The organism is Thermodesulfobacteriota bacterium (genome assembly GCA_036397855.1).
In the GTDB taxonomy this organism is placed as follows: domain Bacteria; phylum Desulfobacterota_D; class UBA1144; order Nemesobacterales; family CSP1-2; genus DASWID01.
In genome coordinates this window covers 1-16,929 of sequence record DASWID010000174.1, presented here as the reverse complement: position 1 = coordinate 16,929, position 16,929 = coordinate 1, and the positions used below count along the sequence as shown (strand labels likewise).

The 16,929-nt window shown below is 42.9% G+C and carries 14 protein-coding genes; 1 reads left to right on the top strand and 13 read right to left on the bottom strand.

Annotated features, from left to right (window positions below; all coding sequences use genetic code 11):
• The 13 genes from VGA95_13370 to VGA95_13310 form a co-directional block, all read right to left on the bottom strand.
• Positions 1–186, bottom strand: a 186-nt coding sequence (locus VGA95_13370) for a hypothetical protein (GenBank protein HEX9667531.1), incomplete at its 3' end; no start/stop codon positions are given.
• A 404-nt stretch (positions 187–590) separates the two neighbouring features.
• Positions 591–1,139, bottom strand: coding sequence for a methyltransferase domain-containing protein (locus VGA95_13365; protein HEX9667530.1), 549 nt, complete (start codon positions 1,137–1,139; stop codon positions 591–593).
• A gap of 372 nt (positions 1,140–1,511) precedes the next feature.
• Positions 1,512–2,537, bottom strand: coding sequence for a zinc-dependent dehydrogenase (locus VGA95_13360; GenBank protein HEX9667529.1), 1,026 nt, complete (start codon positions 2,535–2,537; stop codon positions 1,512–1,514).
• 176 nt (positions 2,538–2,713) lie between these two features.
• Positions 2,714–3,529, bottom strand: a complete 816-nt coding sequence (gene lsrF / locus VGA95_13355) for a 3-hydroxy-5-phosphonooxypentane-2,4-dione thiolase (protein ID HEX9667528.1) — start codon at positions 3,527–3,529, stop codon at positions 2,714–2,716.
• Positions 3,530–3,876: 347 nt separating this feature from the next.
• Positions 3,877–5,061: an 8-amino-7-oxononanoate synthase gene (gene bioF / locus VGA95_13350; GenBank protein ID HEX9667527.1), complete on the bottom strand. Its 1,185-nt coding sequence runs from the start codon at positions 5,059–5,061 to the stop codon at positions 3,877–3,879.
• Between the two features lie 216 nt (positions 5,062–5,277).
• Positions 5,278–6,633 (bottom strand): adenosylmethionine--8-amino-7-oxononanoate transaminase, encoded by a 1,356-nt coding sequence (gene bioA / locus VGA95_13345; protein HEX9667526.1) that lies wholly within the window; start codon positions 6,631–6,633, stop codon positions 5,278–5,280.
• Positions 6,634–6,747: 114 nt separating this feature from the next.
• A complete protein-coding gene (gene bioB / locus VGA95_13340; GenBank protein HEX9667525.1) occupies positions 6,748–7,686 on the bottom strand; it encodes a biotin synthase BioB in 939 nt (312 codons plus the stop codon).
• A gap of 153 nt (positions 7,687–7,839) precedes the next feature.
• Positions 7,840–8,826 (bottom strand): alpha/beta fold hydrolase, encoded by a 987-nt coding sequence (locus VGA95_13335; protein ID HEX9667524.1) that lies wholly within the window; start codon positions 8,824–8,826, stop codon positions 7,840–7,842.
• A gap of 191 nt (positions 8,827–9,017) precedes the next feature.
• On the bottom strand, positions 9,018–10,607 hold the full coding sequence (locus VGA95_13330; GenBank protein ID HEX9667523.1) for an FAD-binding oxidoreductase: 1,590 nt from the start codon (positions 10,605–10,607) through the stop codon (positions 9,018–9,020).
• A gap of 17 nt (positions 10,608–10,624) precedes the next feature.
• Complete coding sequence (locus tag VGA95_13325) at positions 10,625–11,812, bottom strand: HD domain-containing protein (GenBank protein HEX9667522.1); 1,188 nt, start codon at positions 11,810–11,812, stop codon at positions 10,625–10,627.
• Between the two features lie 93 nt (positions 11,813–11,905).
• Entirely contained in the window at positions 11,906–12,922 is a 1,017-nt protein-coding gene (locus tag VGA95_13320) for a HupE/UreJ family protein (protein ID HEX9667521.1), read from the bottom strand.
• Complete coding sequence (locus VGA95_13315; GenBank protein HEX9667520.1) at positions 12,915–13,952, bottom strand: peptidyl-prolyl cis-trans isomerase; 1,038 nt, start codon at positions 13,950–13,952, stop codon at positions 12,915–12,917. Before VGA95_13315 ends, VGA95_13320 begins: the two co-directional genes overlap by 8 nt.
• A complete protein-coding gene (locus VGA95_13310) occupies positions 13,945–16,032 on the bottom strand; it encodes a DUF3604 domain-containing protein (protein ID HEX9667519.1) in 2,088 nt (695 codons plus the stop codon). Before VGA95_13310 ends, VGA95_13315 begins: the two co-directional genes overlap by 8 nt.
• Positions 16,033–16,469: 437 nt before the next feature.
• On the opposite strand from VGA95_13310, the gene VGA95_13305 reads away from it, so the two are divergent.
• Positions 16,470–16,929 (top strand): aldehyde dehydrogenase family protein (locus tag VGA95_13305; protein ID HEX9667518.1); only part of this gene is annotated, 460 nt, incomplete at its 3' end.

Genomic DNA, 16,929 nt, shown 5'->3' with positions numbered 1-16,929 from the left:
TGTGGATCCCCTCTCAAGCCTGGCCCCGCATGTTTCTGGCGGGGAACATTCGAGGACAGAATTTTTAAAAGTATTTTCTTCACTTACCTTACTTTTCTTTTTGACTTCTTTGTCTTGATGCTGAATAGATCCTGACCTATCGTCAGGACATGGTTCAGCACAGGTACAAAGAAGCAACCCTTCCATATGGTCAGGACAAGGCTGCCCGAAAATCCTCCTTAATCCTCCTTTACAAAAGGAGGAAATTACAGAAAGTCCCTCTTTTCTAAAGAGCCTGTCATGAGCCCGTCGAATGGGGATTTAGGGAGATTTCAACGTCTTCGTTTCTGATTTTCTTAACGCAATTTTTGGAAGGCCGTTCGAATCCTTTACATTCTGAAAAGGATTAATCAAAATAAATCAATTCATGAACTCGTAAGAATTTTGTCCTCGAGTTGTCTAACATCTACAATTCTGCTTTTCGAGATCACTGAAATACTGAAAGGCTTCTTTTCTAAAGCCATTAAAGCCCGAATCTTTTCCCATACTTTACATCATTGTTCGACTTTGAAAGTCAGATTGTAAAGATTACAAAAGGAATGGTGAAAACTTCACTTGAATGCTTCAAAAATAAACAAGGGAGGAATATTCAAAAAAACAAAGTCGTAGCTAATTTTAGTGAAATATCTTCTCAAATAACCCACGACAGATAGCGTGAATTGATATACCAAAAATCTTCCATTATTCGATAGAACCTTCCTGGTATTTCCCAGAATCTCGTGCTTTTTATCCTTTTTAATAAACGAGAACGGAATCCCAGATATGATATAATCCGCAGTTTCTTCACTACACTGATGTAAGATATCTTCCACATTTTCCGCCGTATCATTAAAAATAAAAACCCTCGGATCCTTGATCTTCTTGAGAATTGAAATCATGTCCTTATTCGTTTCGATAAGTATTAGCTTCGACTCCGGGCTCATTCTTTCCAAAAGTATTTTTGTGAATACTCCGGTCCCCGGACCGTATTCCACAATAATCTTCTTTCCACCGAAATCCAATTTGTTACAAACCCGGTTAACGGCAAATTTTGAAGAAGATACAATCGAAGCTACATGTTTATCCTTTAAAAAATTCTTAAACAGATATTTTTTTTCCATTTTTCAGTCCTTAAAAGTGTTTAGGTGATTCAATAGTATCGTAAAGAAATGCTTGATTTTAAACTAAATTCTCAGAAAATTCAACCAAAACTATTCAAATTGAGCAGAATCTCACACATTAGAGCTTGATTGCAATTTAAATGCACCAACGAAAGCTATGATAACTGTCCTAGATTATTAGAAAACCTTAAAATTAGACTCATATTTCTTTTAGCCGAGAACTCACGATTTTATAGGAATTTTTCGCTAGAACAGGCATAAACCTGTTAAGATCCTTGAGCGCAGTCCCATCGGCTTTTTCCGCGACCTTGTAAACTAGAGAATCGGATTCATAAGCTAACCTTAAAATTAAGGGTTTATAAAATTGTCAGACTACTTCTGTGGCTCTATTATGACTTTGATTGACTCTTTTGATTCAGCCACTAATTGAAAACCTATCCCCGTCTCCGCCAAAGGAAGCCTATGAGTAACCATGTCTTTCACATTTATTCTTCCACTCCTGATAAAATCAATCGCAAATGCGAGATCATAAGGGGCTGCCGCATAAGAGCTGGTCGTAGTAATTCCACCCCACCATAGCTCATTGAAGGGTATCTCAATTGTTGTACCAGGATCAGAGGGCGCAAAAAAAAGTATCGTGCCACCCTGTTCAACCAAGCCTAAGGATTGTTCAATAGCGGTTTGAGCACCCGTACAAACTATTACAAGATCTGCAAGTCTTCCGTCGTTTACATCGCGCAGTTTTGAACTTATTTCCTCATTTGCATTTATAATGGCATCTGCTCCAAAACCCTTTGCGGCATCAAGCTTATAATCGTTGATATCCGTAGCAATAATCCTCCCCGTCCCCTGGGCCTTTGCAAGCTGAAGATGCAGAAGGCCGGCTATGCCGCATCCTATAATCAAAACGCTGCTTCCTGACTGAAATCTCGCCAAACGCTGACCGCGTATAACGCAACCAAGAGGTTCAATAAACGTACCTTCATCAAATGAAACATTCTCAGGAAGTAAAAATACACCCCTATCGACATTTATCGCCGGAACCCTTATAAATTCAGAAAACCCACCGGGGTCGAAACTGGTCATTCTCAGAGTACTGCATGCAGAGTGCTTACCCCTCAGGCAAAAATAGCAAGTGTTACAGGGAACATGATGGGTTGCCATTATCCTATCGCCCTCTTTGAAATGCTTCACTCCATCACCTACCTTTACAACATCACCAGAAACCTCATGACCAAGAACTATAGGCGCCTTTGGAAGTCTATACCATTCCATTACATCGCTCCCGCAAACGCCGCTCGCATGTATACGTACTAGTATCTCACCGGGGCCGATTTCTGGGACTGATACCTCCTCAATACGTATATCCTGATTGTTATAATAAACGGCAACCCTCATTTTATTTGTATGAATCGTTATTCAATATCCACCAGCAAGACTGGTGGACTACCCAATTCAGTGGACCAACATCGGTTAGGTCACGAGTCTTGCTCGTGATCAGCTCGGATTAAATTAGAAACTTTTATATAATAGCAAAAAGCTTGACTATTAATCGATTATGATTATCAGACTTATTAACCACTCGCGACTTTTTTATTCTGTTCTTCTTTGATTTCCTTAAAAAATTCGTGGGCCTGTTTTGGTTTTAAACCCTCATGAACAATTGAACGTATAGCCCTGATCATAGCCACTGGATGATCGTTTTGCCATATGTTTCTACCCATATCGACACCCACGGCTCCATGCTGTAGGGCACTGTAAGTCATATCGAGCACGTCCATTTCAGTTTCTAATTTTGGTCCACCAGCGATTACAATCGGTGCAGGACAGCCAGTAGTAACTTTTTCAAAATCCTCGCAGTAATAGGTTTTGACTATATGTGTACCAAGCTCAGCACAAATCCTACAGCAAAGTGATAGAAATCGCGCATCTCTTTTCTCGAGTTCTTTGCCCACGGCAGTAATTCCCAGAACCGGAATTCCATACTCTTCGCCGATGTTTACTAGCTCCGCGAGATTCAGCAGCGTTTGCCGTTCATGTTCAGTCCCAATAAATACCGAAATCCCGATTCCAGCAACATTAAGCCGTATCGCATCTTTAATTGAAGTTGTAAGCCCCTCATCCGAAAGAGCTGGACCAATAACGCTAACCCCCCCTGATACCCTTAAAACGACGTTTGTCGCTGACTTAGGATCAACCGAGGTTCTTAATACACCCCTTGTTAACATAATCGTATCCGCATAGGGCAGTAACGGCTCAATAGTCTTTCTGGGCTCCTCTATCCGATGGGTTGGTCCTAAGAAATAACCGTGATCTAAAGCTAGCATAACTGTACGGCCCGTATTAGGGTTGATGATTCTGGCCATTCGATTTGCCATACCCCAGTCCATTTGCGGTCACCTCTCTTTCTCTATTTTTTCAAACACTTTAAAATAAGGTAGTTAAAATGTCAACATAAGCCATTTGTGCCTGGGAGCACCTTACCATAATCACTAGGACCCGGCCGTACGGCGGAAATGCAAGGTCTCCCATCCCATAAAGTATGGTTTTAACAATTCCACACTTCGACCCGGCTCGGTACAGGCACTTCGACTGTGCTCAGTGTGAACGGAATATTCTAAGCAAGATACACGATGCAGGATACACGATAAGCACGAACTTCATACACCGTGAATCTTGCATCGTGGATCCTGCATTCTGCATCATGCATCTTGCATCGTGGATCCTGCATCTCGCATCATGAATCATGCGTCATAGAATCATGAGCTATTTTAAAGGCGCTTAAGGCCTTTTCAATTTGCCCATCTGTATGCTTCGCCATTAATGTAGCTCTTATGCGGCATTTTCCTGGTGGCACCGACGGAGGTCGGACAGCGGGAGTATAAACCCCATTTTCTCTTAACTTCACTGAAAAATTCAATGCTGGTTGTGCTTCACCGATCAAAACTGGGATTACAGCCGAATAAGATGGAAGTACTTCTAGACCAATATGCTCAAGTCCCAGCTTGAATTTCTTTATAAGCTTCCAGAGGTATTCTCTCCTCTCCGGCTCATTCTCAATTATATCTATAGCCGTTAATGACGCTGCAAGACAGCTCGCAGGTAGAGATGTATCGAAAATATAACTCCTCACCCTATTTCTTATAAAATCTATTAATTTGGTACTTCCCGCAATGTATCCACCAAGTGATCCAACGGCCTTAGACAGCGTACCCATGACTACCGGAACCCGGTCTTCTATTCCAAAATGCTCCGTAGCACCACTCCCCCTCTTCCCCAACACCCCTGTCGCGTGTGCTTCATCAATCATGAGCATGCATCCATACTTCTCTGCAATTTCCACTATTTCAGGCAATGGGGCAAGATCCCCGTCCATACTGAAAACGGTGTCGGTAACTATCAGTTTTTTATTACCCATGTTTTCATCTGCTTTAAGAATTGATTTTAGATGCCCAACGTCACAGTGTTTATAAACCCTTATTTCCGCTTTAGAAAGCCTGCACCCGTCAATTATCGAAGCATGGTTTAGTTCATCACTGTATACAAGATCCCCCGTTCCAACCAGAGAAGAGATTGTTCCAACATTCGCAAGATATCCTGTGCTAAACAGAATTGCAGATTGAGTTTTTTTGAATATGGCTATTCTTTCTTCAAGCTGCCTATGTAAGTCTGTGCTTCCACTTACAAGACGTGATCCGCCTGAACCGGTGCCATATTTCTCTAAAGCTTCCATAGCTGATTTTTTTACTTTAGGATCAACGCTGAGACCAAGATAACTGTTAGATGATAAGAGGATATAGACCTTTCCATCTATTTCGATCTCAGGGGATTGTCCAGTCTCCAGCTCGGTAAGTACTCGAAACAAATCTTTGTCTCTTGTGTTTTTTAACTCCTCTTCAATCCACGAAAGCGGGTCATTCATATTTGTTTTGTATGTACAAAAAATTAATTATCGGCGTCTTTATGAGCACGAGCATATAAATAATAAATGATTTTTATGAAACAACGAGTGTAGACCCCCACCTTTGTCCTCCCCCTTAAATTTGAAGGGGGAGGACTGAGGAGGGGTTATAGTGACCTTTCAAAACACCACGGGGAAGACTGGTGGGCTTGCTTGTAAACATAAAATTTGGGATAACTAAGATTTGGTTGCTTCTTTGATTGCCTGGTAGGTAACCTTCATTAATTTTTTGAGGTCTTCGATTTCTATCCCTAAAGGAGGCATTAAGACTACTACGTTCCCGAGTGGACGTATGAGAACCTCGTTTTGACTGGCAATCTCGGCAACCTTCGAACCAATCTTTTTTGAAAGTTGAAATGGCATTTTCGTCTCTTTATCCGCAACAAGCTCAATACCGGCCATAAAACCCTTGTTCCTGACGTTTCCCACATGCTTTAATCCTTCAACCTCTCTTAACTCTTGCTCAAAGTACTCAATTTTTTCTTGTAGATGTTCAAGGGTTTTACGTTTCTTAAAAACTTCTAAATTCCCAAGAGAGGCAGCGCAGGATATGGGATTACCAGCATAGCTGTGTCCGTGAAAGAATGTCTTAAATTCCTCATAGTCACCCAAAAATGCATCATATACCTTTTGATTTGTGATGGTTGCCGAGAGGGGAAGATAGCCTCCGGTCAATCCCTTCCCCAGAACCATAATATCTGGCGCTACGTTCTCATGCTCACAGGCAAACATTTTTCCTGTTCTTCCAAATCCTGTTGCAACTTCATCTAGGATCATAAGCACTTCATATTTATCACAGTAATCTCTTACCATTTTCAAATAACCTTCCGGTGCAACAATCATTCCACCAGCGGCCTGTACGTAAGGCTCGAGAATTACGCCACATATTTCATCATGATGCTTTTCCAAAATTTTTTCCATTTCCATCGCGCAAGCTATTTCACAAGTTGGATAAGTCTTGCCAAGAGGACATCTGTAACAATAATAAGATGGAGCCTTATATGTCTCGAACAGCAGCGGCTTAAAAGTTGAATGGAATAAATCTATGCCGCCAACCGAAACTGCACCGAGCGTGTCTCCATGGTATCCGTTCTCAAGGTACACAAACTTTGTTTTTTCTGGCTTGCCTTTATGCTGCCAGTATTGAAATGACATCTTGAGTGCCACTTCGACTGCACTTGCTCCATCGCCTGAATAAAAGACCTTCTTCAATCCTGGAGGACATATATCAATCAGTTCTTTGGCAAGCTCTACTGCTGGAGGATTTGTAACCCCAAGTAATGTACTGTGGCTCAGTTTATCCACCTGCTCTTTTATTGCGCTATCTATTTCAGGAACTTTATGGCCGTGAATATTGACCCAAAGAGACGATACGCCATCAATGTATTTCCTGCCCTCGGTATCGTAAAGATAAACCCCCTCCCCTCCCTCAATAACAATTGGATCGGTTTCCTCGTACTCCTTCATCTGTGTGAACGGGTGCCAGACAAACTGCTTATCGTATTCCCCGAGTTTTTTTGTTCGGTCGCTCATAAGAAAGTTTTGCCACAGAGGATACAGAGGGAAAACAAGGAAGGATTTTTATTTCATTAAAAATTTTCTCGATGTTCTCTGTGATCTCAGTGGCTATGATTATATATCTTGAATTTAATTGTTGATATCTGTTCTGATCGGAAGTTCGAGATCATCCAACATTCTCAAATCTTCTTCAGGAGAACGACCGGGTGTTGTTAGGTAATTTCCAAGTATCATAGCATTTGCTCCTGCCATCAAACCCATAGCCTGTAAGTCGCGGAGGGTTACTTCTCTTCCACCGGCTGTCATGAGAATCTTATCTGGAAGAATCAACCTGAAAATCGAGATAGTTTTAACAGCTTCGAAGGGATGTATCATTGGACGATCAGCAAAGGGGGTTCCAGGCCTTGGGTTTAAAAAGTTAATTGGAACCCATGTTGGATTTAATTCTCTCAGTTCAAACGCAAGTAGCAACCTCTGTTCCATTGACTCCCCCATACCGAGAATGCCACCACAGCAAAGGTGCATTCCGGCCTTTTGCACAAGTAACGCCGTTTTCAGCCTGTCATCATATGTATGTGTAGTACATATATTAGGAAAATAACTCCTACAGGTTTCGAGATTGTGGTTGTATCTCCACACACCGTGATCCTTAAGTGTAAATGCCTGTTCCTCCGTCAAATCCCCAAGGGAGCATCCGACTTTGAGATTTGTTTCTCTCAACAAAAGATCAACTACTTCCAAAACTTTACTAAATATTCGTGGCGTTGGCCCCCTTGCACTAATTACGATGCAAAAATCCATCGCACCCATTCTTTCGGCCTGCTGAGCAGCTTTTAAGATCCTCTCTGCTGCCATTAGCGGATGTGCTTGAATCTCGGTATCGAAATGCGCCGATTGAGAACAGAACGAACAGTCTTCAGGACAATTACCAGTCTGCGCGCTTATTATGGAACGCAAGAACACTCCGTCACCCCTATATTTGAGAGTAACTTTTCTTGCTAATGAAAGAAGGTCGGGCACGTCTGATTTCGTAAGGTCAGTTAGTGTACGGGCCTCTTCAAATGTTATCGGTTCTTCCTTCTCTAATAGCTTTTCTCGTACAATGTCTAATGTATTAATTTCTATACCCCCAAGGAATAATAGGTTAATTCATTTAACTGAAAGCATAATTCTTGTCAACAAGAATGGACACAGATTAATAAGATTAATAATGGTCGGTAATTAATTCTGATTGGATCTATCCTTAAGCCATGATGCGGTCTTTGGCCAGGTAACCTCTGGCCCCTCGGCTCCTATGATAATGTCTATATGCCCAGCGTCACCTCCTGAAACCTCAACTATTTCTTTATCGTGGCTTGAAATTAATTGCAGAAGACCCCTTGCCGACTCAGGCGGAGCTACCACATCTGCAGAATGGGAAAGAATTAGAATTGGACACTTTATTCTGGATAGATCCGCAGATTTCCCTGCCATTCGAAGCCTCTTTTTAACCAGGGCATTTTCATAGAAAAACTCTTTTATGAGTTGCTTAAAGGCCTTAGCCGGGAAAGGGATCGATTCGATCAACCACCTGTTGATTAGTAATTCCCTTTTCATATATTCTCGGTCTTTGATATTTTGTAAGAAGTTCTTTGATTTTTTTAAATACCGATAAGGATTTTTAATACCGGCGATGACATTGAAACTGAATATTATTAACTCCGGGGGAATATTGCCGAACGTGTCAACTAATCGATCCACGTCAATATTTCTCCAATAATAGTAATGCAGATCCAGTTTTGAAAAATCAACAGGACTCGCTACAAGCACTATGTTCTTAATCGGGTTACTGTCATTAAAAGTTGCATATAGCAGAGTAAAAACCCCTCCTAGACAATAACCCAACAATGACATTGTCTTAGACGAAGAAGTTTCTAAAACTCTTTCTATTGCAGATGGTATGTATCTGAAGACATAATCTTCGAATGCCAAATTTGTATCGCTGTCGTCAGGGATGCCAAAATCTACCAGGTAAACGTCAATCCCTTGATTAACCAGGTATTCAATAAAACTCAAGCCCGGGTACAGATCAAGTATGTAAGGTTTTGATAAAATTGGGGTTATAACCAGCAGAGGTACGCGGCTAACCTTCCTTTTAAGAGGCTTGTAGTGAATTACTTTAACCTTTTCCATCTCGAAAATAATCTCGGACGGAGTCTGACCTACCACCAGCTTATGGTTAAAAAGAATCTTTTCAACTCCGGATAAATACTCCAGGAAAGCTTTCTTACCAAATATCCTGAAATTTTTATAGAAGGTTTTTGCGCCAGGATAAACGAAGTTTACAATTGTTACACCTTCTCACAAATTGAAGCTCTAGCCTTCAAGTTTACCTAGAATAATAAAAGAAGATAAAGAAACTATAGTATAGGGTCAACGAGAACCCCCGGGTTAAGTATTCCAGCAGGATCAAGCACCCGCTTGGCTGATTCAAGAACTCGTCCAAAACTCTCGGGTCGTTGGCGCAGATACCATTCCTTATGATAACGACCGACCGCGTGATGATGAGTAATAGTTCCACCCAGTTTAAGAAAGGTTTCTGATATGGCCGATTTTATTTCCTGACCCATCTCCAATAGACTGCCCTTCTTTCCAGGAGCTGTTATCGAATAATAGGGAGCTGGTCCATCCGGATATGCATAAGTGAACCGGCAAGAAACAAACCCGCCGCCACTTAACTTTTTCATTACTCGATTTGCTTCACTCATTACCGTTTCATGAAACTCTGGAAAGCGATCCCAAGTGATAGCGCTCTCGTAAGTCTCCGTGATCATGCCCATTGCAATTAGAGCTTCCCAGACATAGGGCATTCTAATAAATGCCTCCCGCCATGCATTGACCATGCCAGACCGATCCTCTTCTCGTTCTGGTGCGGTACCACCATGATCCTGGCAACATTCAAGGGCTCGTTTTATCCATGCATCTAAGGTATGGTCAGCGGATTCAAATCCAAGTACCATAACGGCAACAGACCCATCCGCAACGCCATTAAACCAGGCCTCACCCGCGTCAAGAATTCTAATATTCGAGGGATAAAGTCCGGCTTGAGAAATTGCCCTCACTGCCTCCGAAGCGGAAAGAAAATCAGGGAATGTCAATGCGGCATTTTCACGGAACTTTGGACGGTGCTGAAGGCGCATCCAGGCAGATGTGATTATTCCCATCGCACCCTCTGATCCTATAAAAAATCTATCCGGGCTCGGCCCCGCCCCTGATCCTGGCAAGCGACGTGTTTCAATAATTCCGGTTGGGGTAACGATACGGAGGCTTTCGACAAAGTCATCGATGTGTGTGTAGAGAGTAGCAAAATGCCCGCCGGAACGTGTTGCAATCCAGCCACCGAGAGTAGAGTATTCAAAGGATTGTGGGAAATGACGCAGTGTCAAACCATGGGGACGAAGTCCATTCTCCAGGGCCGGGCCGTAGATGCCAGCCTGTATATTGGCTGCTCGAGATATACTGTCCACCTCTAGTACCTTATCGAGCCGTTTCATATCGATTGTTACAACACCTTTATAACCCTCTCCGACATCGGGTTCGGTACCCTTGACCACGCTTGAACCGCCTCCGTATGGTATGGCTGCAATGCCCTCGGACGAACACCAGTCAATCACAGCAATAATGTCCTGTTCAGTTTCTGGAAACGCCACCAGGTCCGGAGCTATTGAAAAATCCCTTTGATAGGCCCTCACTATATCAGGGAATCCTTTACCATAGGTGTGTGCAGCACGCTCGAATGGTTCAATTGAAAATATACGCGAAAGGCTGCCCGGCGGTTCTATTCTTGACTTGGGGAGATCAACTTCCTCCAGCCTGGGAGGTGGTGTCACTTCTAGCCCAGCTAAAGAGAATTGTTTTTCCATCCTCTCGGCCAAATCGCTCTTCTCTTGAAGACTGATATCAGCCTCCTCTACACCCCATCCCCAGAATTTTCTATGCGTGGTAACCATTGTCTATTCCTATCCTCCTAGTCAAAGTCAGCATATATTTCGCCGAAGTTGATACCTGAAATATAAGAACCTTCATATTTTTCCTTATTTGAAATTATTGATTTATGTAGCTCCTTACTGCTAGCACCATTCTGTACCGCCGTATAAGCCTCTATGAAAGCTGCAAGATCATCCAGCGCTTTAATTAGCTCTCCATCTCTAGGATTAAATTTATCGTGATTATATTTCATGCCTATCTCCTGGCTATCAACCCTCCTTCTTCTTCCATTTACAGTAACAACATTCTCGAATTCATTTTCCGTAAACATCCTGATTTCCGAATGAAAACTCTTTGGAATCAATCCATACACCTCATTCTCCATCTGCTCCTTTTCGTATTCTTTTATCAGATCACTCAAACCTTCTATTGATCTCTTCACCGGCGATATTATATCTCTTGTAAGAACCTCCGGAAGATCATGAAATAATCCTGTAAAGTAATTATTGAAACATCTCCTTTCACATGCTCCTATTTTCAATGAAAACAGGTAAGACAGTATCGCTACGAATAACGTATGTCCTAATACCGAAGTCTTCGGTATCCTGTGAAGATGTGCCCACCTTGTCTGGAACCTTAGTTGTCCGCACAAGTCAATAAAATCTTTGTAGCGTTTTTGCTTTTTCAACTGCTCCATGCCCTTCAAATCGTGGTACTTCTCTTCTTTCAATTTCAAATCTTCTCTGATCATGTCAATCTCATAACCGTTAGGATCAGCGCGCTCTATTATGTCAAACTCCCACTTTGAAGCATAAAAATGGGCGGCATATAAAATCCTTCTATTTATATCATCTTCAGTACCGGAGAAATAATCCCTGAATCTCCTGCAAAACTCCGGACCTAACGGTGCTATAAAAGGCTCAAGCTCCTTAAAAACCCAATCGTTCAGCAGCTTATATTTACTCGGATCCCCTTTTATCCTATAAAAAATAGGCGGTTTCAGGTCTGTAACTACAATACGTTGTAGAAGCTCAAATAATCCACCCTCCATTATCTCAATCCAACTCAAATCGGTTGTTCTCTCTTCAAACTTACCGAGAAAATATGCAATTATCATTTTATGAGCCTGTTTGTCCAACTCTATGAACTCTATGGGACGGAGATGGTCATTCCATCTGTGCATGTAGGCGGCATCAAATATCTTTAAAAGCAAAGCCTTTCTTATCATGGCTTATTGCTCACTATACACTCTATAACTTTCCTTAGCATACGCATTGGAAATAATCTATTTGTCTCGTGTCATCAACTTTCAGAGAATATTCTAGCCAATAATTCTTGAAACGCGTTCAAAAAACCAAAACGCTGAAAGTGTTCCGATTAAGTAAGTTGGCACCAATACAGTTCTAGCCGGTATAGGTACGTCGGCATATTTTATTAGTACTTGAAGTGCTAGGATGATTACGACGAAGAGAAGCTGCCCTACTTCGATGCCCACGTTGAACGAGAAAAGGGCAATCGGAATCTCACCTGCAGGTAACCCAATCTCCGACAACGCTCCTGCAAAGCCCAGCCCATGAAGAAGCCCAAATGCCAATGCCATTGCCCATGGATATCTATGCATAAGTGTCCGAGAGAATTTCTGATCCCTAGTAAGTTCTACAGCCAAAATAAAAATGCTTAAAGCTATCAACGCCTCTACAGGAGCTTGCGGAATTTTAACAATTCCTAACACGGCAATTGAAAGGGTTATACTATGGCCAACAGTAAATGCCGTGATGGTCAATAGGAGTTGACGTCTATTTGATACGAGTAACATTAGTCCAAGTACAAAGAGCAAATGATCTAGACCTCTGAGGATGTGCTCGAAGCCTAAGTTGAGATAGCTCCAAACCACGGCAAGTGGCGAGTCACGATCAGGTATGACAAATGACGATTTATCTGAAGTTAACACCATGCTTAACTTTCGACCGTCGTGAAGAAAGATTCGAAGAATGACATTCGCCTTGCTTTCCACTATACCGCTTACGTTAATAGTGCTTCGTACCAGGGGAGAATGACAGTACACTTCCCACTGTCTTATTAGGGCGGTACCTATTTTTTGAATTTCTATTACCCCAGATTGAACACAATGAGGAGGTAATTGTGGACGTAGGGTGTTTCTCGGCACCCCCTGTAAAGGGAGCTTCCATTTAACCTTTGCATGATGCTGTGATACCTGGGTAATCTCAAGTAATGACGGGGCTAACGGATGCGCATTTGCGGCTTTCCGAAAATAAGTTGTGATTAATATCAGCACAAATGCAATAAAAAGACAGCATAATAGCCTTATTCTAGTCATCCGAGTCCTTTAACGATAGCGAACTTATATCCCTCTTTGGGTACTCAACTCGAATCGAATATTTAGCACGCAAATCACTCAGAGTTTCCCGTAATCTCTTTTCTCGTCGCACTTGGAGAAGATCATTAAGCACTTTATTGCGTACGGAATCAACCGTCGGAAGTTTATCCTTCTGCTTCCCGTGTAACCAGACAATGTGCCACCCATAACTGGATTGAATTGGACCGGACCACTCTGCAATGGGAAGCCCCATAACAGAATTTGCAAAGTCAGGACCGAAGAGTTGCTCTAACCTTTTATGCGATTTCCAGGAATTGTGTTGACCTAGTAGGAAAGGATCACCTTGTTTTGAAGCATCCATAGGATCAATGCCTTTAGATTGCAGTTCTTTCAACATTCGTCTCGCATCTGCTTTAGCATACATACCACGTCGATCCTTACTCAAATAAACATGTGAAAAGCGTACGCTGCTGAGAAATATATATTTTTCGGGGTTCTGATGGATAAATTTCTCTAGTTCAGCATCGGTAGGGATTTGCACCTCCTCATCCATGGGTACTCTTTCGGCAATGAGACGCATCTTAGTTACAAGATATCGGCGGACTACAAGGTCACTGCGATTTAATCCAAGTTTAAGTGACAACTCATATAGAGCATCTTCGTCCTGATCAGGGTCCTCAGCCACGAAACGAGCAATTTGAATGAGTCGTTGTCGTATCGCTGAACTTCCCCGATCTAGCCCAAGCGAAAGGGTCTCTCTATAGAGAATTTCTTCGTCAATGGCCTCCTGTATTGCTGATTGCAACTCTCGAGGTGTAGGCGTCAAACCTGATTTTGCAATTAGGTCGCTTCGGAGTTGGTCAATCTTTTTAGCTGTAATCACCAATTCTTGATGATAAGGATTGCCTGTATTGTTTAGAGTTCTGGACCTCCACTCTACATTCACGATAAAAATGAGCCCGCCAAGGAAGAGAAACTGGAAGACCGGAGTTCGAATTGCCCGAGAAAATAAATTCATAATATTAGCCATCAGGTACGTACCATATTGGTGAAGTCCATGCGCGCTCCTGAAGCGTTCGACTCAGGAAGGGATCGTTTGTCTCGTTCAGACAGCAGTTGTTAAACGGGGTATCACCCTCATCGATTACCCCCTCTGCTACTGCTTTTGCATTTGCCAATCCAGCCTGAATCAGACATTCCTCAGACTTAGAAAGGGGGTCTACGCCAGCTGCTTTGCAAGCAAATGTGCTCCACCTACATGTAGGATTCTCGAGCACACGAGCGTAGTAAAAGGCGGGTAGGGCGGGATCGAAGTTTTTATCCTCCCACACCGTACACAGCTCAGTAAATCCTGCTTCAAGGTTAGGCTCGCAGGTGTTCGTATTTAGTTCATTGCCGGAAATTTCCTCGTTGCCCACCACAGTCACGACCTGTTCATGGGTTTTTCCATCGCTGTCCACCCAACCCTTTACAATCTGAATGCGCTGAAGAGGAGTCCCAGGAATTGGCCGCTGCCCCAGAAGAACAGCTGGATAGCCAGGGTCTTTTAGGGCCGCAACCAAAAAACGCGGATTCTTCCCTTCCTCACGACTGGGCAGATCTGATCCCATGGGCACACCTAGCCCATATCCTATTTCAACTCGATCTGGATCGTCACACAGCTCTTTAGGAGTATTCTCGTATTCCCAGCCTCCAAAGAATCTTACTATGGGTCGTGTCCCACTGGTGCCGTATGTCTCCTTCCGTCGCATTGCCTCGAAGATAGAGTCTCTGGAGTTTTCTTCGGCCCAGACAACTGCGAGCCCGCCTGGGCCACGGTAAATGCCGTCAATCATTCGTGCAAGTGGGGCATCATCGGTTCCCGCGTGGCCTTGGAAGTCGGACTCAAGCGAGTCCCCGGGTGTTCCGTTATGTGTATCCGTGCTGCCGACCAGTCCGTACTTGAATGGATTTATCCCATCAAATTTAGAGGACAGGGCCATTCCATCTTTAAGTGCGTTGCGGATCATGTTTCGCGTAGGAAATTCATCGATCTGAACGTCAGGCAATGCAGGATTGAGGTTTAACTTCGGCACCTGTTCGAATGTGCAAAGTTCGTCTATTGTCTGAACCCCTCGACGGGCCAAACGATCAAAGCGGCACTCTGATGCTCCCTTATGCTGGATGATCTCCATTAGAGGCTCGAAAAAAGCGCGCTCGCCAGCTTCAGCGGCGGTCAAAGGGTCGGGAAACATCCTACCGTTTGGAGCTTCAGGACCGCTGCCAGACAGGTTGGCATTGTGTGGAATCGTAAGGACATCACATCCTTTTTTAGAATTGAGACATTCTTCTCTCAGTTTTTCCCACAGTACCACTGGGAACGGACCACCCGTTGTGACGTTAGAAATTGGACTTCTAATTACATTACTATTTCGAAAGATTACATTACGGTGGAGATTGTCAAATACCGGTTGAGCCGTGTACTCATATGCTACAAAGGTGGTAAAACTGCATGCGGAAGTCCTATCGTAATGTGCCTCAGCGGCATCCTGAATTTCATTCCACATTGAAACAACAGCCCCCGGACAGTCTACACCTTCATCGCCGCAAAAGACAAGGGGTCTCGCCGTGAAATTCCTCAAAAGGGGGTTGAAAGCCCACTCGAGGGCAACAGTACGTGGATCGGGTTTTCCAGACCGCATCTGCTCACAAAGCAGAGTATCGTGTCCAGGCGTGTCTTCCGAAGAACGGCTACAAATTATCATCTCGCCAAAGAGTTCGGCGTGATCTGTTACAGCAGCAAAGTCAAGGGGGCGTCGAAGCCGGGCCAACCGCATTTGGGGTTCACCACCCATGGCTAAGGCATCAGGTAGTGGAACAGCTTCGCCCTTCGCAAATTTGTAAGCATCGTTTGGATAGTTGCGGACCGAGAAAACATAAGCGTCAAAGGAAAAGCTAGTATGTATGTGAGTATCTCCAAAAAAGGGCTGTCTGAGCGGATCGAAAGAGTCACAAGGTTCTCGGTCCTCATTTCTCTCGGTAGTTTCCGAACACCCCGCTCCAATTAACGCCAAACATAAAAGCATAAAAATTGTCGAGCAACAGTACATGATTTTGGTAATTGATTTCATAATTCTAATCGGCAAATCCAGAACTATAATCTATCTCAAGTAAATAAAATAACATTAAAGTATCGGCTATTCTGACTTCCTAGACCTTATTTATTAATTTAAAAGTATAGCTTATAAGAGCGCACTGTGATTGTAAATAATATTTGATAAGCAATTTACAATTATACTAAGAATTTGGGGCCTTATTTGTCAAATTTAAATCGATTGCTGCTAATATTACGTACATCATCATATTTACAAGTCCGAAATACTATAAGTCGATGTGCATAAATATTGTCAAATATAAACAATTCTGAGAACAGTATATTCCACATAACATTATTCAATTAAATCTTAAATCCCTTCAACACGCTCATAAGAGAATTTGGATGATTTATAATGCCAGATAAGGTAATATTACAATAACTAACTATGTCCATAAGTTCCGGAGGAAATAAATGGCTAAGTCACAGAGAAAATACGGCCTTTTCATTAACGGCAAAGAAGTCGATTCGGTGAGCGGTAAGACATTTATCAGGGAGAATCCTGCAACTGAAGAACCCCTTGCCGAGATAGCCGAGGCACAGAAGGAAGATGTTGAGAAAGCTGTAAAGGCCGCAAAACATGCCTTTGGGAAATGGTCTCATGTACCTCCAAGGGAACGCGCAAAGTTTATCTCTAGCCTAGCAGAAGCGCTCGATCAGCATAAGGAACAGATAGCAATGACAAACACCCTGGAGACGGGAAAGCCCATTCGGGAAAGCCGTCTTGTAGAGGTCGGAAATTCCGTTAGAACGCTTGAGTATTATGCTGGAGCCGCCAGCAAACTGAACGGTGAAAGCATGGTGGTTTCAGATGATCAACTTACCATCACACTTAAGGAACCCGTAGGAGTTGCCGCTCACATTATTCCCTGGA

Bases quoted from the DNA above. Each gene is read 5' to 3' on its own strand.
- VGA95_13360 (HEX9667529.1), bottom strand. From the start codon at position 2,537: ATGAGGGTTGCCGTTTATTATAACAATCAGGATATACGTATTGAGGAG.
- VGA95_13330 (HEX9667523.1), bottom strand. From the start codon at position 10,607: ATGGTTACCACGCATAGAAAATTCTGGGGATGGGGTGTAGAGGAGGCT.
- VGA95_13315 (HEX9667520.1), bottom strand. From the start codon at position 13,952: ATGGCTAATATTATGAATTTATTTTCTCGGGCAATTCGAACTCCGGTC.
- VGA95_13325 (HEX9667522.1), bottom strand. From the start codon at position 11,812: ATGATAAGAAAGGCTTTGCTTTTAAAGATATTTGATGCCGCCTACATG.
- VGA95_13310 (HEX9667519.1), bottom strand. From the start codon at position 16,032: ATGAAATCAATTACCAAAATCATGTACTGTTGCTCGACAATTTTTATG.
- lsrF (HEX9667528.1), bottom strand. From the start codon at position 3,529: ATGGACTGGGGTATGGCAAATCGAATGGCCAGAATCATCAACCCTAAT.
- bioA (HEX9667526.1), bottom strand. From the start codon at position 6,633: ATGAGCGACCGAACAAAAAAACTCGGGGAATACGATAAGCAGTTTGTC.
- bioF (HEX9667527.1), bottom strand. From the start codon at position 5,061: ATGAATGACCCGCTTTCGTGGATTGAAGAGGAGTTAAAAAACACAAGA.
- VGA95_13365 (HEX9667530.1), bottom strand. From the start codon at position 1,139: ATGGAAAAAAAATATCTGTTTAAGAATTTTTTAAAGGATAAACATGTA.
- VGA95_13320 (HEX9667521.1), bottom strand. From the start codon at position 12,922: ATGACTAGAATAAGGCTATTATGCTGTCTTTTTATTGCATTTGTGCTG.